Below are 18,412 nucleotides of genomic sequence, written 5' to 3'. Positions count from 1 at the left end.
TGGCGCGTCAGAACTGGAAGCCGACGCCGGCATTGGCGCCGACACGCTTCTGCGTGTCGTAGGTCGCGCCCGCCTTGATGACGGTGCGGCCGTCATCCATCACCCGCGAGAGGCCGAGGGCGAAGGCGGATTGCCCCTGATAGGTGCCGGCACCGAACGCCAGCATCCCGCGGCCCGGCTCGAACGCCTGGGGAAGTCCCGCCGCCGCCAGCGCGCCCGCGGTCCCGGCATTGGCGTCGCGCCGAACCTGCGACAGATCGAACTCCAGGCCGGCCAGCCGCGTGTCGGTATAGGCGTTGGCCGATGCGAGCGTGCTCGCCAGCCCGTCGTTGAGCTGCTGGAGGTTGACCGCGTCGGTCGGCGCGACGCCGGCGGCGACGTTGTGCAGCACCGCCGCCTGGCCACCCGGGTTGAACGTCACCGAATTGCGCGAGGCGTCATATTGCACCGAATTGTTGGCGACCTGCTGCACCTGGTTGAGCTGCGATCCGTTGACCGCGTCGGTCGAAGTGGCGTTCACCGCGCCGGCGCCGACATTCTGGACCACGTTGCCGCCCATGTTGACGCTGGTGTTGGCGCCGACAGCGAGGCCGCCATTGGCGTTGACCACGCCGGTGAAGGTCGGGTTGCTGGCCATCGCGACCTCGAGCCGGTTGCCGTTCAGCGTCACGACCGTGTTGGAGCCGGCAGTGACGTTGAGCGTGCCGTTCGAAGGAACGTTCGTCGCCGGTCCGCCATTGGCCTGGATGTTCCAGCCCGCACCCGCCGTCTGGTTGATCGCGGTCAGGGCGTCGTTGACGTTGGTGTAGGTGTTGCCGCCGACGTTCAGCGAGGTAGACACCGTCCCGGTCGTCGGATCGTAGCTCGAGTTCCCGCCAAGGCCGGCGGCGGTGCTGTTGCCGAGATTGGTGACGTTGCTCTGCACCGTCGAGACGCTGCCCTCGATGTTGGTCACCCGGTTGTCGAGGCCGGCGACATTGTTCTCGACATTGGTCACCCGGTTCTCGACCGCGTTGGTCCGGCTCTCGACCGTCGTGACCCGCCCGTCGAGGTTGGTGACACTGCCCTCGACAGCCGTCACCCGGCTGTCGAGATTGGTGACCTGGCTGTTCACGCTCTGCGCGACCGCATCGAGCTGGCTGACATTGACCGCGTCGGTCGGGGCCGAACCCGCCGCCACGTTGGTGAGCTGCCGCTCGGCGCCGGCCGCACCGATCGAGACTTCACCCGCCGAGTTCTGCGGTGCGGCGAGGCCGTAGCCGGTATAGCCGATCCGCGAACCGACGCTGGTCGTCGCGCCCGCGCCCAGCGCGACGCTGCCCGAGAAGCTCGCATTGGCGCCCGGGCCGATCGCGATCGACTGGATGCCGTTCGCGATCGAATTGGTGCCGAGGGCGACGCCGTCCGCCTGCGAGACCTGGGCGTTCTGGCCGATCGCGGTCCCGCCGGGCGCGGTCATCTGGACGATCGCGCCATTGCCGATGCCGATGCCGTTGTCGCCATTGACCACCGTGGTGGGGCCGACCGCGATCGATTCCGCGCCCACCGCGAGCGAGTCCGGCGCCGTCGAATTGGCGTGGAAATACTGCACGGGGGTCACCGAGACCGAGGAGATCGCGCCCTGGAGCTGGCGGAGCGTCACCGCATCCTGCGCGCTCGTACCGTCGGCGACATTGGTGATCTGGCGATAGTCGCTCGTCGCCGCGTTGCCGACCGACACCGCGCCAAGCAGGGTCGCGTCGGTCGTGTTGTAGGGGACGAAGCCGATGCCGGCCGCGATCGTGCCGCTGATCGGCGCGATCGCACGATCGGCAACCGAGCCGCTGCCCAGCGCCAGCGAACCGTCGATGCTGGCCTGCGCGTCGCGCCCGATCGCCACCGCGTTCCCGGCGGTTGCGGTCGCCTGATAGCCGATCGCGGTCGAGCCCACCCCCTGGGCGAAGGCGTCGGTCTGCGCCAGGCCGGTCTCGTTGGTGCGGGCATAGCGGATGCCGTCGCCGTTCGCGTCGGAATAGGCGGTCGAAGTGTTGCCGGCGATGTTGGTGATCGTGTTGCCGAGATTGGTGAGATCGCCTTCCACCGTCGTGACGCGGCCATCGAGATTGGCGATGTCGGTCGTGTTCTGGGTCACCTGCTGGTTGGTGGCGAAGAGCTGCGATCCGTTGACCGCATCGGTCGAGGTCGCGTTGATCGCCCCGTCCGCCACGTTGGTCAGGTTCTGCGCCGCACCCGGCGCCGCACCCGAGCCGCCGGGCGCTACAAGGGCAAGCTGATCGGCGATGCCGGTCCGCTGCACCGGCCCTGCCGTGCCGTTGTTGACGTTGTTGGTGAGGTTGGTGATCGCAGTCGTGTTGCCCGCGATGGCGGTGGTGTTGCCAGCGATCGCCGTCGTGTTGGCGGTGACCTGCTGGTTGGTCGCGAAGAGCTGCGAGCCGTTGACCGCGTCGGTCGAACCCCCGTTGAGCCGGCCCGCCGCGACATTGGTGATCGTGCGCTCGGCGCCCGCCGCGCCGACGCTCACCGTGCTGGTCGGCGTCGTTCCGGCGAAGCTGTAGGCGGTGCCGCCGATCGTCGCACCACTCGTGCCCACCGCCACCGACGTGATCGAGCCGTTGCCCAGCGCGATGTCGCCGGCATTGTTGGCCACCGCATTGGGGCCGATGGCGACCGAGTTCGTTCCCAGCGCCTGGCTGTCCGCCAGCGCCGAGTTGGCGTGGAAATATTTGATGCCGCCGCCAGTGGTGATGTTGGTGAGATCGCCCTCGATGGTGGTCACGCGGCCGTCGAGATTGGTGATGTCGGTAGTGTTCTGGGTGACCTGCTGGTTGGTCGCGAAGAGCTGCGAGCCGTTGATCGCGTCGGTCGAGGCCGCCGAAATGGTGCCGTCGGTCACGCCGGTGATCTTGCCCGTGCCGCCGTCGTTGACGGTGACGCCGCCGAAGGTCGGCGAGTCGGCCAGCTGGATGTTGATCGCGCCGGTGACCGGATCGGTGACCGTCCTGATATTGCTGCCCGAATAGCTGCCCGCCGTGGTGGCGGTGCCCGCGATCGTCAGCGTTTCGCCGAGATTGCGATGCACGACGCCTGCGCTGGCGTCATTGCCGGTGAAGTTGACGCCCGCCGCCGATACACCGGAGGTGAAGCTGGTGAGCTGGCTGACGTTGACGGCATCGGTCGGGTTCACGCCCGCCGCGACGTTGGTGATGGTTGCGCCCCCGGCATTGATGCCCGTGGTGGTGACGCTCGGCCCGCCTGCGATGGTGAGGCCGGTGGTGCCCAGCACCGTGCCCCCCGCGGTCACGCTGTTGAGCGTGACGTTGTCGGCGAGGTCGAAGCTCACATTGTTGCTCGCCCCGCTTTTGGACACGACGATGTTGCCGTCGGCATTGTTGAGATCGATGCTGTTGCCCGTCGCGCTGTCCACGCCGACGCTGGTGGCATTCGCGCCCTCGGCGCTGATCGCCCAGCCCTGGCTGATCGCTTCGACCGCCTGGTTGGTCGCGAAGAGCTGCGATCCGTTGACCGCGTCGGTCGAGCCGCCGTTGAGCCGACCCGCCGCGACATTGGTGATGGTGCGCTCGGCACCTGCCGCGCCGACGCTCACCGTGCTGGTCGGCGTCGTTCCGGCGAAGCTGTAGGCGGTGCCGCCGATCGTCGTGCCGCTGGTGCCCACTGCCGCCACGGTGCTCGAGCCCGAGCCGAGCGCGACATCGCCGGCGCTCGCCGTGGCAATCGCGCCGTTGCCCAGCGCGACATTGCCGGCGATGCCGGCCGCGCCGGCGGTCGAGCCGTTGCCGAGCGCGACGCTGCCCTGGCCGATCGCCCGGTTGTTGTTGCCGATCGCCACCGCGCCGTTTGCCTGGTTGGCGGCCGTTGCCGTCGCGGTTCCGTCGCTATTGGCGATATTGTTCGCGCCGCCGGTGAAGGCGCCGGTGCCGCTGGCAAAGCTCGGATCGCCGATCGATACAGCGCCGTCGCCGAAGGCGGTGTTCAAGCGCCCGATCGCCACCGCGCCGCCGGCGGCGGTGGCGGCATTGGCCGTGCTCAGATTGCCGATCGCGACGTTGACGCCTGTCGCGCCGGTGGTGGCGGTGTCGCCCAGGGCCACCGAGGAGGCGCTCCCGACCACAGACCTGTTGCCCATGGCTACCGAGTTCGTGAACGCAGCGACCGTGTTCTGGCCGATGGCGATTGCGCGGTTTGCGGTTGCCGAGGCTGGAGCACCGGTGGGCACCGTTCCGCCACCGCCACCGATGGCGATGGCCCCGATGCCCGTTGCGCTGGCGCCCGTCGTCGGCCCGGAGCCGATGGCGATGGCATAGGTGCTGCCTCCCGCCGCCCCCCCGCCGAGTGCGATCGAGTTTGTAAAGAGCGCGGAGGATTGGCCACCGATGGCGATCGCATTACCACCGAAGGTGTGCGTCGCTGTGCCGATCGCAATCTGATCGGTGGAGGTCCCGGCCCCCCCCGGGTCTTGGTTGAAGGCGCCAATGCCGATGGCGACGCTGTCCAACGTCTGCGAAGCCGCATTCACCCCCATGGCGATCGAATTCGTCCCGGTCGCGCCGTTATTGTTGTAATTGCCGCCGGTGACGCCGCCGTCGTTGACGCTGAGATAATGGATGGCCGTCGCATCGACCGTGTTCGCCAGCGCGTCGATCGACTGGTTGGTCGCGAACAGCTGCGAGCCGTTGACTGCGTCGGTCGAGCCGCCACTGATCCGCCCCGCCGCCACGTTGGTGATCGTGCGTTCGGCGCCCGCGGCGCCGACGCTCACCGTGCTGGTCGGCGTGGTGCCGGCGAAATTGTAGACCGTGCCGTTGATCGTCATGCTCGTCGTGCCGACCGCGACCAAGGTGCTCGAGCCCGAGCCGAGCGCCACGTCGCCGGCATTGTTGGCGACCGCGGTATCGCCGAACGCGACCGCGCCCGCCGCCAGCGCGCTGCTGGTGCTGCCGATCGCGACCGAGCCCTGGCCCACCACGTTGTTCTGATAGCCGATGCCGACCGCGCCCTGCGCCGCCGTGCCGGGCGTGCTGATCGCCTGGCCGCCGCCGCCGACCATGTTGGTGTTGCCCATCGCGACCGAACCGTTGCCGGTGGCGGTGTTGTCCTTGCCCTGCGCCACCGCGCCGTCGCCGGTCGCGGTGCTGGGATCGCCGATCGCGACCGCGCCGTCGCCATTGGCGACGTTGCCGGCGCCGATCGCCACCGCCTTGCCGCCGGTGGCCGTCGTGTTGGTGCCGATGGCGACCGAATCCGCGGAATTGGCGATCGCGTTCGTGCCGGCGGCAATCGCATTCTGGGCGCTCGCATTCGCGGTGTCGCCCACGGCCAGCGCGCTCAGCCCGCTCGCCGACGCGCTGACGCCCAGCGCGGTTGCGCGGTCGTTGGTCGCAAGGGTGTTGTTACCGATCGCGACGGCCCCGACGTTCGTGCTCTGGGCTCCCGAACCTGCCGCAACGGAGCCGAAGCCGCTCGACACAGCCTGATTGCCCAGGGCCAGCGAATAGTCTCCCGAGGCATTGGAGACGGTGCCGAACGCCGACGAACTGATCCCGCCCGCGCTGGAATTGAAACCGGCGGAGGCAGAATCGGCGCCGGCGGCGTTGGCCAGGCGCCCGACCGCGGTGCTGTTAGCGCCGCCGGCGATGGACCCATGACCGCCGGCCCAGGCATAGGCCCCGCTGGCCGTGGCACCGACGCCGACGGCAGTAGAGTTCCCTCCCGAGGCAAGCGAGAAAGTGCCCAGGGCACTCGCGCCCGCTGCGGTGGCATTGGCCTGAACGCCGAGCGCGACCGTATTGACGTTGTTCGAGATGGCACCTTGCCCCACCGCCACCGCACCCCCGGGACCGGAGGCATTCGCATTCAGACCGAGCGCCACTGTATATTGACCAGACGCAACGGACTGGCGCCCGATCGCGACGGCGTCGTTCAGAGACGCTGTCACATCGGTGCCGATGGCGATGGCGCCGGGCGCAAGCGCTCCCGATCCGGCCAGGGTGCGCGCACCGAGATAGACGGTGTTGATCTGGGTCGCGGCCGCCTGGAAGCCGATAGCGACGGCGTTCTGAGCGCCGGCACTGGCGAGTGTGCCTTGCGCAATCGAATCCAGTCCAGCCGCCGTCGGCTGGTTTCCGATCGCGACGCTGCGCGGTCCGCTCGCGGTGGCCGTGGTCGCGGTGGTTCCGATCGCGATGCTCTGCGCGCCCGATGCGGTGCCGTTCCCGACGGCGGTCTGGGCTTGCGCCGCTGCTGGTAGCCCCAGCGCGACGATCGCGGCCAGGCCGCCGATCATGCCCGCGGGACTTGCGGACGACAGAAGTGCCGACCGGACGCCGCCGCCGAAGCCCAGTGATCCCACGCCCAATTCCCTGCGGTTGACGCCCAGCACGCGATGCGCGCGGCGCAGCATCGCCATCAGCCGGCGCCGCTGCGTCCAGCTTCCCTCGCTCCTGCCGCCGATCCAGTTCCTGGCGAGGCCGGTGTGACGATCGCCATTCGATGCGGACGCAACGCTAACCATGACAATTCCCCTTTTTTGCTCGCCGGTTGGACAGTGGGCGAGAGCGCAGACACGGACCCCTCCGCAGCAAGCCATGTGCGGATCGGCCATCGGGCACGGTAATTTTGGGGACGGGCGCCGTCCGGCTCGCGGAAAGTTCAGCGCCCGCCCGTCGCGGGCTTCACCCGGGCTGGGCCATCCCGGCCAGGGTCACCACCACGCAGGTGGAGCCGTTCGGAATCACGAGCGCCTGCCCCTGATTTCCGCCGAGCCGATATTGCGGGACGCCGGAGAGCCTCTGTTCCTCCACGCTCCCCGCGGGCAACAGGCGCAGGACCTCGGCGCAGGGCTTCTGGAACGGAGCGACGCGGATCATATAGCCTTCGCATCCCTTCGGCATCGGCGTCGCGAGCACGATGCCGCCGGCCGGCCCCTTGAGATCGGGCAGGTTGTAGGCCATCCCGACGACGCCCTGCACGATATGGGCGTCGGGCGCTTCCTTGCTGGTCTCGGTCTTGAGGGTATAGGCCGCGCCCTGGGTCATGCCTCGACCGAGCGCCGCGTAGAGGCTGGCGCATTTCCGCGCGCCGAGCTTGCCGGCCTGGTCCTGGAAAAGGTTGGCCGGAGGCGGCGCAGCCTGCTGGGCAAGTGCTGAAACCCCCGCGCCACAGGCAAATGCGATACCGGCCATTGCCGCGAAGGCGGTCAAGTGGCGCTTCGGACGCCGCACCGGCGCGCTTTCCCCGGCCGATTCATATCCTGTCTTCTGAGACACGAGCACCTCCTACCAGTTTGTCGACACGGTCCGCACCCTAGAGAGGCACGAATTGTCCCATTCCCGGACGTTAGATAGGAAGAAAAAGTTAAAAATTCGTTAATTCTGCGAATAATATGATAAAATTCCACGTAAAATTGGAATTATCATAAATATACAAATGCGCTGCGTTTGACCAAATACTGTAGCGTATTGGCCAGATATACTTCAGACGCGAATTCAATCATTCCCATCGATGCGATTTCCGATGGGAGAGCATTTGCTCGATTATGAAATTGGCTGCCCCGTCCTGACGCTTTCCGAGCGCAAGCTTGCAGCCAGCTATCCTATGGGCCTGCCAAAACCATTTCCCCTCTTCTTGTTCGGATCGCCCCGCTCGGCGGCGCGGCAACGGCCGCGTGGGCACAGGGCGAGCAGGAACGGCAATGGTTCGCGTCGATCCCGCTCGACGAACCAAAACCGCCGGAGCAGGTCAGCTCCCGCCTCGCTCGGTTCCCATGCTTGCGCTTGAAGATTGGGTCGCTGCCCCAAGCGGCTGAGCCACCTGGGAAGGAGCGCCGGCCAATATGGACGTAGGGCGGACAGGCGCCGGCCATCATGGGGTGCGGACGAGCCCACCCGATCGGGCGGTTCTCGAAACGCCGCCAGCAGCATCGCGGTGCGTTTCGCCGTCTGCAATGCCTGGCACTATTCACTGGCGCCCCCGCAACTACAGAGGCGCCGATGTCATATCAGGCCAAGGAATGGAAGAATAAACGACAGATTTTACAGAATGTTACAATCTGGTTTCGATAACAATTCATGGCCGCTCAATTGCGGCTGCCGGCAAGCGCCCGGCCCATCTCGGACCGAACGTGCAGCAGCTCGATTTCTCCGTTCCGCAATCCTGGGCACGCCACGCTGCGCTTTGTCCGGAGCATCTCGCGGGACTGATGAATTCGCACCGCTCGGTATTTTACGACTGTTTACTCCGCGCGACTCGGGTTCGGCGTTAGATCTGCGCAATGCACGCGCAATCGTCTTCAGGCATCGCCGATGAACGGCGGACGGTCCTCGTTGTCGAGGACGATCTCCGCATCCGTCTTCAACTGGCCCATTGCCTGCGCGCCGACGGCTATGCCGTGGTGGAGGCCGGGACCGCCGACCAAGCGGTGCGAATACTCGCAGCCGACCGTCGAATCGGTTGCGTCTTTTCGGACGTTCAGATGCCAGGCGCCTTGAGCGGTGCGGACCTTGCCCGATGGGTGATGTTGAATCGACCGGGCCTGGGCGTGATTCTCGCCTCTGGCGGCCTTCGCGAGGAACAGGTCGTGGCATCCCTGGAAGGCGAAGTCCCGTTTCTTGCCAAACCGTTCCGATATGCGCGCGTGAGGGATCTCCTGGACATGATCTTCGGAGAGCCGCGGGCGCGCATCGACTGCGAGGTGAAGGAGGGCTCCGTGACAGATGTCCAGGCCCTTCCGGCAAAGCGCTCGGAGCATTCCTGGGAATGCACGACGCCTTAACCATGTCGCCGGCCATGTAGGGATCTTTATCCGGGAGCTCCTCGAACTTCAGTGCCAAACAGGCGGCTTGTCTTCCGCCAACCGAACCACCCGCTTTCGCCCCATCGACATGCCCAAGGCCGATGCGCTCGTGCCCTTGTCCTGTCCGCGACCCTGAGAAACCGGTTTCGCGCCGAGGATGAACGGCACTTCATCGCCTCTCGATGCTCTCCGCGATTCGTTGTACTTTTCCCGATAGTGCAAATTGAAGTATATTATATGTTATACATTCGGTATTACAAAATGATGTAATGGACTAATTATATAATGTTCTTCACTGTCCTCGACCAAAACATCCAAACATCATAGGCATACTTATTTTGGATTGCGGAGAAACATTACAAACTTGAGCGAGAAATACGCCCAGTTGCGGTGCCGTTACAACTGTTTACATACGCCGAGATTGTCCCGGTGCAGGCGCCTTTGCTAGCAGCGCCTGCTGAAGATGATCGATCGGGACCTCAAATGAGGACCTGCGGCGTAGAGATGGGTCATGTCTCCAGTGCGAATTGTCCGGAACCGAGGCTCATACCGGATGGGACGGGCCGTCCGTGAAAGGAATCCGAGTTCCGATGGCGAACGGAGACCGAGGCCAATGGCGATCATTCAGAGAGCGGCATGACCACCACGACCGCAACGGTGCGCGCCTGATGGAGTGGCGCAGAAACGAGGCGCCAAGGTGCGGATCGCGGTAGTCGACGACGACGAGAGCGTGATCGAGTTCGTCTGCGCGCCTCTCGGCGTGGCGGGTCACGGCTGTTCCGGCTTTCGGACAGGGGCCGCGCTCCTCGCCGCGCTTCGGCGCGAGACCTTCGATCTCATCCTCCTCGATTGGAACCTTCCGGACAGTTCGGGGATGGAATTGCTGCGCTCGATCCGCGAGGCGGTTTCGCGCTCCACCGCCATCATCATGCTGACGAGCCGGTCCGACAAGGACGACGTCGCCGCGGCGCTTCATGCCGGCGCCGACGATTATGTGGTGAAGCCCGAGAGCGCGGCGGTGATCGTCGCGCGGGTCGAAGCCGTATTGCGGCGCGCCATGCCCATGGCCGCCCAGCAGCGCCTGCTGCATTTCGGCAACTACACCTTCGACCGGCTCACGGAGCATGTCCGTGTCGGAGAGGAGGAAGTCTCGCTCAGCGCCAAGGAGTTTCATCTCGCGCTCATGCTGTTCGAGAACATGCATCGCGCCCTCTCGCGCGGCTATCTCCTCGAGACGATCTGGCAGAGCTCCGGCGATCTTCCCACGCGCACGCTGGACATGCACGTCTCGCGCATCCGCACCAAATTGAATCTCACGCCGGAGAATGGCTATCGCGTCGTCGCGATCTCCGGCTATGGCTACCGCATGGAGCGCTTCGGGGCGGAGGGGCAGGAATGATCCTTGCGATGGCATTGCATGCCATTCCGCAAGCCTCACCGATCCAGCCCGGGCGGAAGTCCGTCGAAACGATCGTCTACACGGTGCGGCGCGGTGACACGCTGGACCGGATGAGCCGCAGCTTCCTCGTCGAGGAACGGACCTGGCGATCCCTGCTGAAGCTGGCCGGCATCCGCGATCCGCGGCGATTGCCCACAGGGCGCCGGCTCGTCATTCCCCGCGACTGGCTGCGCTACACCGTCGAGCCGGCGAGGCTCGCGAGCTATCGCGGAAACGTGCGCGTTGCGATCAGCGGGCGCCCGGTTTCGCCGACGGTCGGCATGCCGGTGATCGAGGGCACGCAGCTGGCCACCGGCGCCAACAGCTTCGTGACCTTGATCCTCGCCGACCGGTCGCAGATCGTGCTCCCCTCCCAGACGCGCGTTCGTGTCCGGCAGCTCAGGCGCATTCTCCTGACGGGTGCCGTGGACTATCGCCTCGAGGTCCAGAATGGCCGTCTCGAGACCAAGGTGACGCCGCTCGACGAGCCCTCCGGCCGATATCGCATCGAAACGCCGGTCAGCATGACCGCGGTGCGTGGAACCGAGTTCCGCGTGGCCTTCACGCCGGACGCGACCACCGCCGCCACCGAAGTGCTTGGAGGCACGGTGGCCCTCTCCGATGCGGAGGACAGCCAGCCGCCGCTTCGGCTCGAACCGGGCATCGGCGCCACGATCGACGGCACGGGCGCCACGCGCACCGAAAAGCTGCTTCCGGCGCCGGACCTGGACAATCCGGGGCAGCTGCAGACCCATGACAATGCGGAATTCCGCGTCCGTGCCGTACCGGGCGCCGCGCGGTATCGCGCCGTCATCGCGAGCGACGCCGGCTTCGTCGAGAATCTGGCCGAGCAGATTTCCGCCGACGGATCGTTCGCCATTGCCGATATCCCCAATGGCAACCAGTTCGTCCGCCTCTCCGCGATCGCTCCCAGCGGTCTCGAAGGGCTTGCGCAGGCCTACAGCTTCACGCGTCGCCTCGCATCCATCCGGGCCTCGGTCAAAGCCGAAGACGACGGGTATCGGTTCCGTTGGACCGGGGCCGGCGGCGGCGCGCGTCGCTATCGCTTCCAGCTCATGCCCGGAGCCGTCGGTGCACGCCCGATCGTGGATCAGGTCGGCTTGCAGGAAGATTCCGTAACGCTGCGCAACCTGGCCCCGGGCATCTATCATTGGCGGGTCGGCCTCTTGCAGATCGATTCGGGGGAAAGCGTCGAGACCTGGACCGATCCGGAGAAGCTGACCATCGCCGACGCCTCCGCCCACCGATCTGGCCCCTAGCCGTTGATCCAGCGGCGGCTGCTGTTCGAATGGTGCGCGATCGCCCTCCTGGCGCTCGCCGTCTCCTGCGGCCTGGCGGTCGTGGGCGCGACGTCGCGGCTCGACAACGCCATCTATGACGGATTGGTCCCTCTCCGAGCGGCGGCGCCTTCGCCTCGAATCCTGATCGTGGCGATCGATGACACGAGCATCGCCGCGATCGGTCGGTGGCCTTGGGGCCGCGACGTCCATGCCCGGGCCATCGAGCGAATCGCCGCCGCGCGCCCGGCCGCCATCGCCTATGACGTGATCTTCACCGAGAATGGGCGCAGCGCGCGTGAGGACGCGCTGCTCGCCGCGGCGATGCGCCGCTCTTCGGTCGCGCTGCCGCTGCTGATCGACGCTCCCGGCGCGAACGGCAACGCCTTCGACGTGGTGCCGCCGATCCCTCCGCTGCGCGCTACCGCCGCGGCGCTCGGTCACGTGGCGCTCCCGCATGAGCCCGACGGCAGCGCACGCGCCGCGCTGCTCGCGATCGAGCAACCCGGTCGGCTGTGGCCGCACCTCGCCGAGCAGATATTCCGGCGCTCGACGGGCGCCGCTTCCCCCGCCTTCCGCCGTGCGGCGGAGCGTGGCGACTTCCGCGTGCTGATCCCCTATGCGCCTCCGGGGTCCTTCCGGACGGTGGCGTTCAAGGATGTGCTTTCCGGGGAGGTGCCCGAGGAATTCCTTCGCGGCCATATCATACTCGTCGGCGCCACCGCAGGCGGCCTGGGCGACCGCCACTTCGTCGCGGGCGCGGGCAGCCTTCCCGGCGTGGAAGTGCAGGCCAACCTGCTCAACGCATTGCTCGCCGACCGGTTCGTGCAAGTCGCACCCCTGGGCTGGCGCCTGCTCTTCGCTGCTCTCCCCGGCCTCGCGCTGCTGCTCCTCTTCCTCCGGCTCCGCCCGTCGCGGGCACTGCTTGCCTCCCTGGCGATATTCGGGATCACGGCGGCGCTGCCGGCATTGCTCCTGATCCTCGCAGGGATCTGGGTGCCGCCGGTATCGGCACTGCTCGCATTGCTGATCGTCTATCCGCTCTGGGGCTGGCGGCGACTGCACGCCATCCATCGCGCGATGTCCGACGAACTGTTCCGCTTCGCGAGCGAGAGCGGCGTCCCGCTGACGACTGCGCGCGCCGGGCTCGATCCGGCCGGACACAGCGCGCTCGCGCTCAGCACGTCGATCGCCCGGCTGCGCGACATCAAGCAATTCGTCTCCGACACGATCGAAGGGGTTTCCGATCCGCTGATCGTCACGACGCTTTCGGGCGAGATGCTGCTGGCGAATCGCCGGGCGCAGTCGCTGATCGATGGCGGCCTCGATCCCTCGACAATTGCCGGATTGCTTCAGGAACCGGCGCAGGAAGATCTCATTCTGCCCGACGGTCGCAGCTTCTCCCCGCGGACGACCCCGCTCACGGGTGCCCTGCGCGAGCAGCGAGGCTGGATCGTGCTGCTCGTGGAGATCAGCGCGATCCGTGCAGCCGAACGCGATCGTGAGGAGGCGATCGAGTTCCTCAGCCACGACATGCGCTCACCTCAAGCCGCTATCATTTCCCTTCTGGAGAGCGAGATCGGCAGGTCGGTGCCGGCTGACCTGGCCGCGCGGCTCGCCGGGCATGCCTGGCGCACGCTGCGTCTGGCGGACGATTTCGTCCAGCTTGCGCGCCTGCGAGGCACCGACTTCGACCCCGAGGAGACCGACCTCCGCGATTCGCTGGCCGAGGCAGGCGATGCGGTCTGGCCGCATGCCGCGCGAAAGAGGGTGCGCGTCGTCGCGCCGGAGATCGGCGAGTCGTGCTGCATCATGGGGGAGCGTCAGGCCCTGACCCGTGCGTTGCTCAATCTTCTTGATAATGCGGTCAAGTTCAGTCCTGCTGACGCAGAGATACGCTGCCGCGTCGAGGAGACCATCGACCAGGGCCGCCGCTGGTATGCGCTCTCGATCGAGGATAGGGGACCGGGAATCCCGCCGGAACGTCTTACGCGGCTTTTTGGGCGTTTCGGGGCGGTGGACAATGGAGGGCCGGGAACCATTGCTGGCGCCGGTCTGGGGCTGAGCTACGCGCGCGCGGTGGCCGAACGTCACGGCGGCTTCCTGCTCTACAGCCCTGCGAAATCGGGCGGCGCGCGTTTCACTTTACGATTGCCTGCGCTCGATCCCTCCTCATCGTCCGAGCGCGCTTCGAGCTAGCTGCGGGATTGTTTTGGTGGCCGCCTTCGCGCAGCGGCGCGCCGTCGCGCCGGTGCGGAACACGATACGTCCATCGTTGCGGTCGATCATCGCGACCGACAGAACATATTGCCTACGTCGGCACAGCGCTATTCCGGTCGACGCGCCGGCACTCACGACCCCGCGCCCGGCCGACACTTCGAGCGGCAACGGCGCCGTGGCGAGGCCGACGTCGACGCGATAGGCGGCATCCGCGCTTTCTCGCAATCCATGGCCGGCAAGCTCCTGTCGCACGGCTTCACGCGCTTGGAGAAGGCTGGGATCGCTTTCCGAAGCATCGCCCGCCATGACGAAGTCGGGCGTCCGGAGCGCCGACCCCGCAGCGAACGCGCCACTGTTTCCCATGATGGGAGGAGCGCAGGCCGAAAGTGGGATGAAGCCAATTGCGACAGCCATGAGTCCGATGCGCAATCGCCTCTCCTCGATGCGGAAAACTGGCAACGCATAGGCGAAACGAGCCTCGCAGCTCAACTTCGCGGACCATCGCGTTCGATCGCCCTGCCTCATTGGGCGCTGTGTCAGCCGATGATTTTCCGCGAGCTGCCGTTTTCCGTCGATGGCTCGCCGGATCCTGTAACCGGTGAACGATGAACCACGGGATTCTCCGGGTCGACCGACATGTCGGAAGACCAGCGTATCAGGGGCGCCGGATTCGGCGCGTTGCCTTCCGGGTGCTCGAGTTGCCGGAGAATGTTAGCGAATCGACGCAATGACATGATCAACACCGATCTGCGCCAAGGCGATCCAGGACCATATAGTGAGTCAGTGGACGCTTTCGGCTCGACGAAGATTCGAGGCTACACGAATGAAGCCCTTCTTACAGCAACAAGTTCAGCGTTTTTACAAGAGTTTACAGGGCCATATTCTCGATGGCATCCGCCCGCAGGCACATCGTGCGTCGTCGAGCCATCTGTCATGGCAACGCTCCCACATAATGCATGCGCTTTGGCGATGCATCAAGAGACACGCAGATGCGTATCGCTTCGCAGGACCCGCAGAAGTCTGCGGAAAATGAGACAATGTGAGATGGCGGGAGGCACGAGCCTGGCGGAGACGGAGGGATTCGAACCCTCGGTACGAGTAATCCCCGTACGGCGGTTTAGCAAACCGCTGGTTTCAGCCACTCACCCACGTCTCCGGAAGAGGCTCGAAGCCGGCCCTATAGCGACGGACTTTGGAGCGATCAACGGCAGAACCGCCTCGACGCAAAATCGACTCCCGTCGTCGTCCGTTCATTGCAGCGTCAGGCGCCGGCAAGTAGCGTGCGAGGCTGGAAGTTCCTCGGGGGTGGAGATCGAATGCGCGTGCGAACCTTGATGCTGTGGGCGGCGACGGCCGCGCTCGGGCTCGCGGCGGCCCCCGTCTCCGCGCAGATCACCACCATCGATCCCAACACCGCGATCGATTCGGACCTGCAGACGCCGCCGCCGCAGGCGCAGGAAACGCCGCCGCCCGCGGACCAGGGCGCGTACCAGGAGGCCCCGCCCGCCGAGCAGCAGGCCGGGCAGCAGCCCGCTTTGGCGCCCGTGGCCCCCGTCGACGCGGGCACCAATGCGCGCAGCCAGGCCACCAACACCTATCAGCGCGACGATCTGATCGGCGCGGCCGAGGGCGTGTTCGGCAAGGGCGCCTCGGGCCTGGCCGGGATCATCGAGGACATCCTCAAGGACCAGGGCCAGCCCAATGCCTATATCGCCGGGCGCGAGGCGGGCGGCGCGATCGGCGTCGGCCTGCGCTACGGCTCGGGCGAGATGTTCCACAAGGTCGAGGGGCAGCGGAAGGTCTATTGGACCGGCCCGTCGATCGGCTTCGACATCGGCGGCGACGCCAACAAGGTCTTCGTGCTCGTCTACAATCTCTACGACAGCCAGGACCTCTACAAGCGCTTCCCCGCCGGCGAGGGGCGCGTCTATTTCGTCGGCGGCTTCTCGGCGAGCTATATGCGCCGCGGCGACGTGGTGCTGATCCCGGTGCGGCTCGGCGTCGGCTGGCGGCTGGGGGTCAATGCCGGCTATATGAAGTTCAGCGAGAAGCAGCGCTGGCTGCCCTTCTGATCCGGAAAATCCCCCCGCTTTCCACGCCTTAGGAACAAAGGCCCGGCCAGCCGCGTTGTGCCCGCCAAGTCGGGCCACATGGGGTCCCGCGAGGGAGCCCCATGACGACCCCAGTCACGACCGATGCCGCTTCCGCCGAACCGGGCACCAACCGTTTCGAGCTGCTCGTCCAGAGCGTCACCGATTATGCGATCTACATGCTCGATCCCACGGGCGTGGTGGCGAGCTGGAACGCCGGCGCCGAGCGGTTCAAGGGCTATGCGGCCGAGGAGATCATCGGCCAGCATTTCTCGCGCTTCTACACCGACGAGGACCGCGCCGCGGGAATCCCCGCGCACGCGCTCCGCACCGCCGAGCAGGAAGGCCGGTTCGAGGCCGAGGGCTGGCGCGTGCGCAAGGACGGCACGCATTTCTGGGCCAGCGTAGTCATCGATCCGATCCGCCGGCCCGACGGCGTCCTGCTCGGCTTCGCCAAGATCACGCGCGACCTCACCGAACGCCGCATCGCCGCCGAGGCGCTGCGGCGGAGCGAGGAGCGCTTCCGCCTGCTCGTCCAGAGCGTGACCGACTATGCCATCTACATGCTCGACCCGGACGGCCATGTGGTGAGCTGGAACGCCGGCGCCGAGCGGTTCAAGGGCTATGCGGCCGAGGAGATCATCGGCCAGCATTTCTCACGCTTCTATACCGACGAGGATCGCGCGGCAGGGATCCCGCAGGCGGCCCTCGAGCATGCGCGCACCAAGGGCCGGCTCGAGGCCGAGGGCTGGCGCGTGCGCAAGGACGGCACGCATTTCTGGGCGAGCGTGGTCGTGGATCCGGTTCGCGACGCCAGCGGCGCGCTGATCGGCTTCGCCAAGGTCACGCGCGACCTGACCGAGCGGCGCCAGTCGCAGCAGGCGCTCGAGCAGGCCCAGGAGGCCTTTTACCAGGCGCAGAAGATGGAGGCGATCGGCAAGCTGACCGGCGGCGTCGCGCATGATTTCAACAATCTGCTCGCCGCGATCGTCGGGAGCCTGGATCTCGCGCGCCGCCGGGCGGCCGATGGCGGCGACATCACCCGCTTCATCGACAATGCGATGAAGGCGGCCGAGCGCGGCGCGACGCTGACCCAGCGCATGCTCGCCTTCGCGCGCAAGCAGGAGCTCAGGCTCGAGACCGTCGATCCCGCCGCCCTGGTACGCGGCATGGCCGATCTCCTCCAGCGGACGATCGGTGGCGGGGTGCGGATCGACACGCAATTCCCCCTGGTCGTGCAGCGCGTGCACGCCGATCCCGCCCAGCTCGAGCTCGCCTTGCTCAATCTCGCGGTCAATGCCCGCGACGCGATGCCCGAGGGCGGGCGCATCGTCATCGCCGCGCGCGAGGAGCAGGTCGGGCCGGGCGAGGGCCTCAAGCCCGGCGCCTATGTCTGCCTGTCGCTGTCGGATACCGGCCAGGGTATGGACCCCGAGACGCTCGCGCGCGCCACCGAGCCCTTCTACACCACCAAGGGCGTGGGCAAGGGCACCGGGCTGGGCCTGTCGATGGTCCATGGCTTCGCCGAGCAATGCGGCGGCAGGCTCTTGCTCGACAGCCGCCCGGGCGAGGGCACCACCGCCGACATCTGGCTCCCGGTCGCCGACGGAACGGTGCCGCTACGGCCCGAGGACGATACCGCCGAGACGCGCGTCGTGCCGGCCGATCAGCTGGTGGTGCTCGCGGTCGACGACGACGCGCTGGTCCTCACCAACACCGCGGCGATGCTCGAGGATGGCGGGCATCGCGTGCTCCAGGCGACCTCGGGCAGGATGGCGCTCCAGTTGCTGAGCGAGAGCCGCGTCGACGCGGTCGTCACCGATTTCGCGATGCCCGAGATGAACGGCGCGCAGCTCGCCGAGGCCGCGCAGGCGGGCTGGCCGGGGCTGCCGGTGCTGCTCGTCTCGGGCTATGCCGAGCTTCCCGCCGACACCGCTCCGGACCTGCCCCGGCTCGCCAAGCCGTTCCGCCAGGACCAGCTCCTGCGCGGCCTCGCCCAGGCCGTCGCCGCGCATCGCCCGGGCGGCAAGGTGGTCCGGTTTCCGGAGCGCAAGCGGCGCTAAGGTTTCGCTCAGCTGTAGCTGCTACGCTGCGGGAATGCTCGTCTATGCGATCCCCGCGCTGCTGATCGTCAATCTCTGGACGATGCTGCGCTTCTATGACGACAAGCAACGCGCGCGGCTGGGAAAGCGCAGGATCCCGGAGGCGGACCTGCTCGCGCTGGCGCTCATCGGCGGGAGCCCGGGCGCTTTCGCCGCCCGCCATCTCTTCCGCCACAAGACGCGCAAGCAACCCTTCTCGACTTGGCTGATGCTGATCGCAGTGGTGCAGATCGGCGCCGCAATCGGCTTCGCGATCTAGGGTCCGCCCGCAGTTACCGTCATCCCGGAAGCCAATTTTCTCCAAATCTGTGATTTGGGAAGAAAATTGAGCTGTCCGGGATCCACCGAGAGGCAGATGCTGGTGGAGAGGTGGATCCCGGACAGTAAGGCTTTCCGACGAAAAACCTGGCGGTTTTCCGGGAAAGCCTAACTTCCGGGATGACGGGTTTGGCTTA

At 66.7% G+C, this 18,412-nt stretch carries 10 protein-coding genes and 1 tRNA gene; 7 read left to right on the top strand and 4 right to left on the bottom strand.

The genetic code is table 11. From position 1 onward, the window contains the following. Positions 1 to 7 precede the first annotated feature (7 nt). The gene (locus MT490_RS14405; RefSeq protein WP_297389058.1) at positions 8 to 6,529 is read right to left on the bottom strand and encodes a YadA-like family protein; all 6,522 of its coding nucleotides are present in this window, start codon (positions 6,527 to 6,529) and stop codon (positions 8 to 10) included. A 160-nt stretch (positions 6,530 to 6,689) separates the two neighbouring features. After that, positions 6,690 to 7,217, bottom strand: coding sequence for a hypothetical protein (locus MT490_RS14400; RefSeq protein WP_297389056.1), 528 nt, complete (start codon positions 7,215 to 7,217; stop codon positions 6,690 to 6,692). A gap of 1,070 nt (positions 7,218 to 8,287) precedes the next feature. Between MT490_RS14400 and MT490_RS14395 the strand changes: the two genes are divergently transcribed. The 4 genes from MT490_RS14395 to MT490_RS14380 all read left to right on the top strand — a co-directional run bounded on the left by MT490_RS14395 (position 8,288) and on the right by MT490_RS14380 (position 13,744). Further along, positions 8,288 to 8,788 (top strand): response regulator, encoded by a 501-nt coding sequence (locus tag MT490_RS14395; RefSeq protein ID WP_297389053.1) that lies wholly within the window; start codon positions 8,288 to 8,290, stop codon positions 8,786 to 8,788. A 694-nt stretch (positions 8,789 to 9,482) separates the two neighbouring features. Next, positions 9,483 to 10,208: a response regulator transcription factor gene (locus MT490_RS14390; RefSeq protein ID WP_297389050.1), complete on the top strand. Its 726-nt coding sequence runs from the start codon at positions 9,483 to 9,485 to the stop codon at positions 10,206 to 10,208. Further along, positions 10,205 to 11,527 (top strand): FecR domain-containing protein, encoded by a 1,323-nt coding sequence (locus MT490_RS14385; RefSeq protein WP_297389047.1) that lies wholly within the window; start codon positions 10,205 to 10,207, stop codon positions 11,525 to 11,527. The genes MT490_RS14390 and MT490_RS14385 overlap by 4 nt, the downstream gene beginning before the upstream one ends. Positions 11,528 to 11,530: 3 nt before the next feature. Continuing rightward, entirely contained in the window at positions 11,531 to 13,744 is a 2,214-nt protein-coding gene (locus tag MT490_RS14380) for a CHASE2 and HATPase_c domain-containing protein (RefSeq protein ID WP_297389045.1), read from the top strand. Here MT490_RS14380 and MT490_RS14375 read toward each other — a convergent pair. Continuing rightward, the gene (locus tag MT490_RS14375; RefSeq protein WP_297389040.1) at positions 13,718 to 14,194 is read right to left on the bottom strand and encodes a DUF4136 domain-containing protein; all 477 of its coding nucleotides are present in this window, start codon (positions 14,192 to 14,194) and stop codon (positions 13,718 to 13,720) included. The two genes, MT490_RS14380 and MT490_RS14375, sit on opposite strands and share 27 nt — an antisense overlap. 634 nt (positions 14,195 to 14,828) lie before the next feature. Beyond that, positions 14,829 to 14,921 (bottom strand) — tRNA-Ser (locus MT490_RS14370). Positions 14,922 to 15,081: 160 nt separating this feature from the next. Here MT490_RS14370 and MT490_RS14365 point away from each other — a divergent pair. From MT490_RS14365 to MT490_RS14355, 3 genes are all read left to right on the top strand, one after another. Continuing rightward, on the top strand, positions 15,082 to 15,837 hold the full coding sequence (locus tag MT490_RS14365; RefSeq protein ID WP_297389037.1) for an EipA family protein: 756 nt from the start codon (positions 15,082 to 15,084) through the stop codon (positions 15,835 to 15,837). Between the two features lie 101 nt (positions 15,838 to 15,938). Beyond that, positions 15,939 to 17,918, top strand: a complete 1,980-nt coding sequence (locus tag MT490_RS14360) for a PAS domain-containing sensor histidine kinase (RefSeq protein WP_297389034.1) — start codon at positions 15,939 to 15,941, stop codon at positions 17,916 to 17,918. A 34-nt stretch (positions 17,919 to 17,952) separates the two neighbouring features. Continuing rightward, positions 17,953 to 18,216: a DUF1294 domain-containing protein gene (locus MT490_RS14355; RefSeq protein ID WP_297389030.1), complete on the top strand. Its 264-nt coding sequence runs from the start codon at positions 17,953 to 17,955 to the stop codon at positions 18,214 to 18,216. The last annotated feature ends 196 nt before the right edge of the window (positions 18,217 to 18,412 follow it).

It is taken from the genome of Sphingomonas sp. (assembly GCF_026460985.1).
Taxonomy (GTDB): Bacteria; Pseudomonadota; Alphaproteobacteria; order Sphingomonadales; family Sphingomonadaceae; genus Sphingomonas.
This window is presented reverse-complemented; position numbering and strand designations above follow the sequence as displayed.

What these genes read in the sequence shown, in the direction of transcription:
- MT490_RS14405 (WP_297389058.1), bottom strand. Translation starts at nt 6,529, where the DNA reads ATGGTTAGCGTTGCGTCCGCATCGAATGGCGATCGTCACACCGGCCTC.
- MT490_RS14395 (WP_297389053.1), top strand. Translation starts at nt 8,288, where the DNA reads ATGCACGCGCAATCGTCTTCAGGCATCGCCGATGAACGGCGGACGGTC.
- MT490_RS14385 (WP_297389047.1), top strand. Translation starts at nt 10,205, where the DNA reads ATGATCCTTGCGATGGCATTGCATGCCATTCCGCAAGCCTCACCGATC.
- MT490_RS14365 (WP_297389037.1), top strand. Translation starts at nt 15,082, where the DNA reads ATGCGCGTGCGAACCTTGATGCTGTGGGCGGCGACGGCCGCGCTCGGG.
- MT490_RS14360 (WP_297389034.1), top strand. Translation starts at nt 15,939, where the DNA reads ATGACGACCCCAGTCACGACCGATGCCGCTTCCGCCGAACCGGGCACC.
- MT490_RS14355 (WP_297389030.1), top strand. Translation starts at nt 17,953, where the DNA reads ATGCTCGTCTATGCGATCCCCGCGCTGCTGATCGTCAATCTCTGGACG.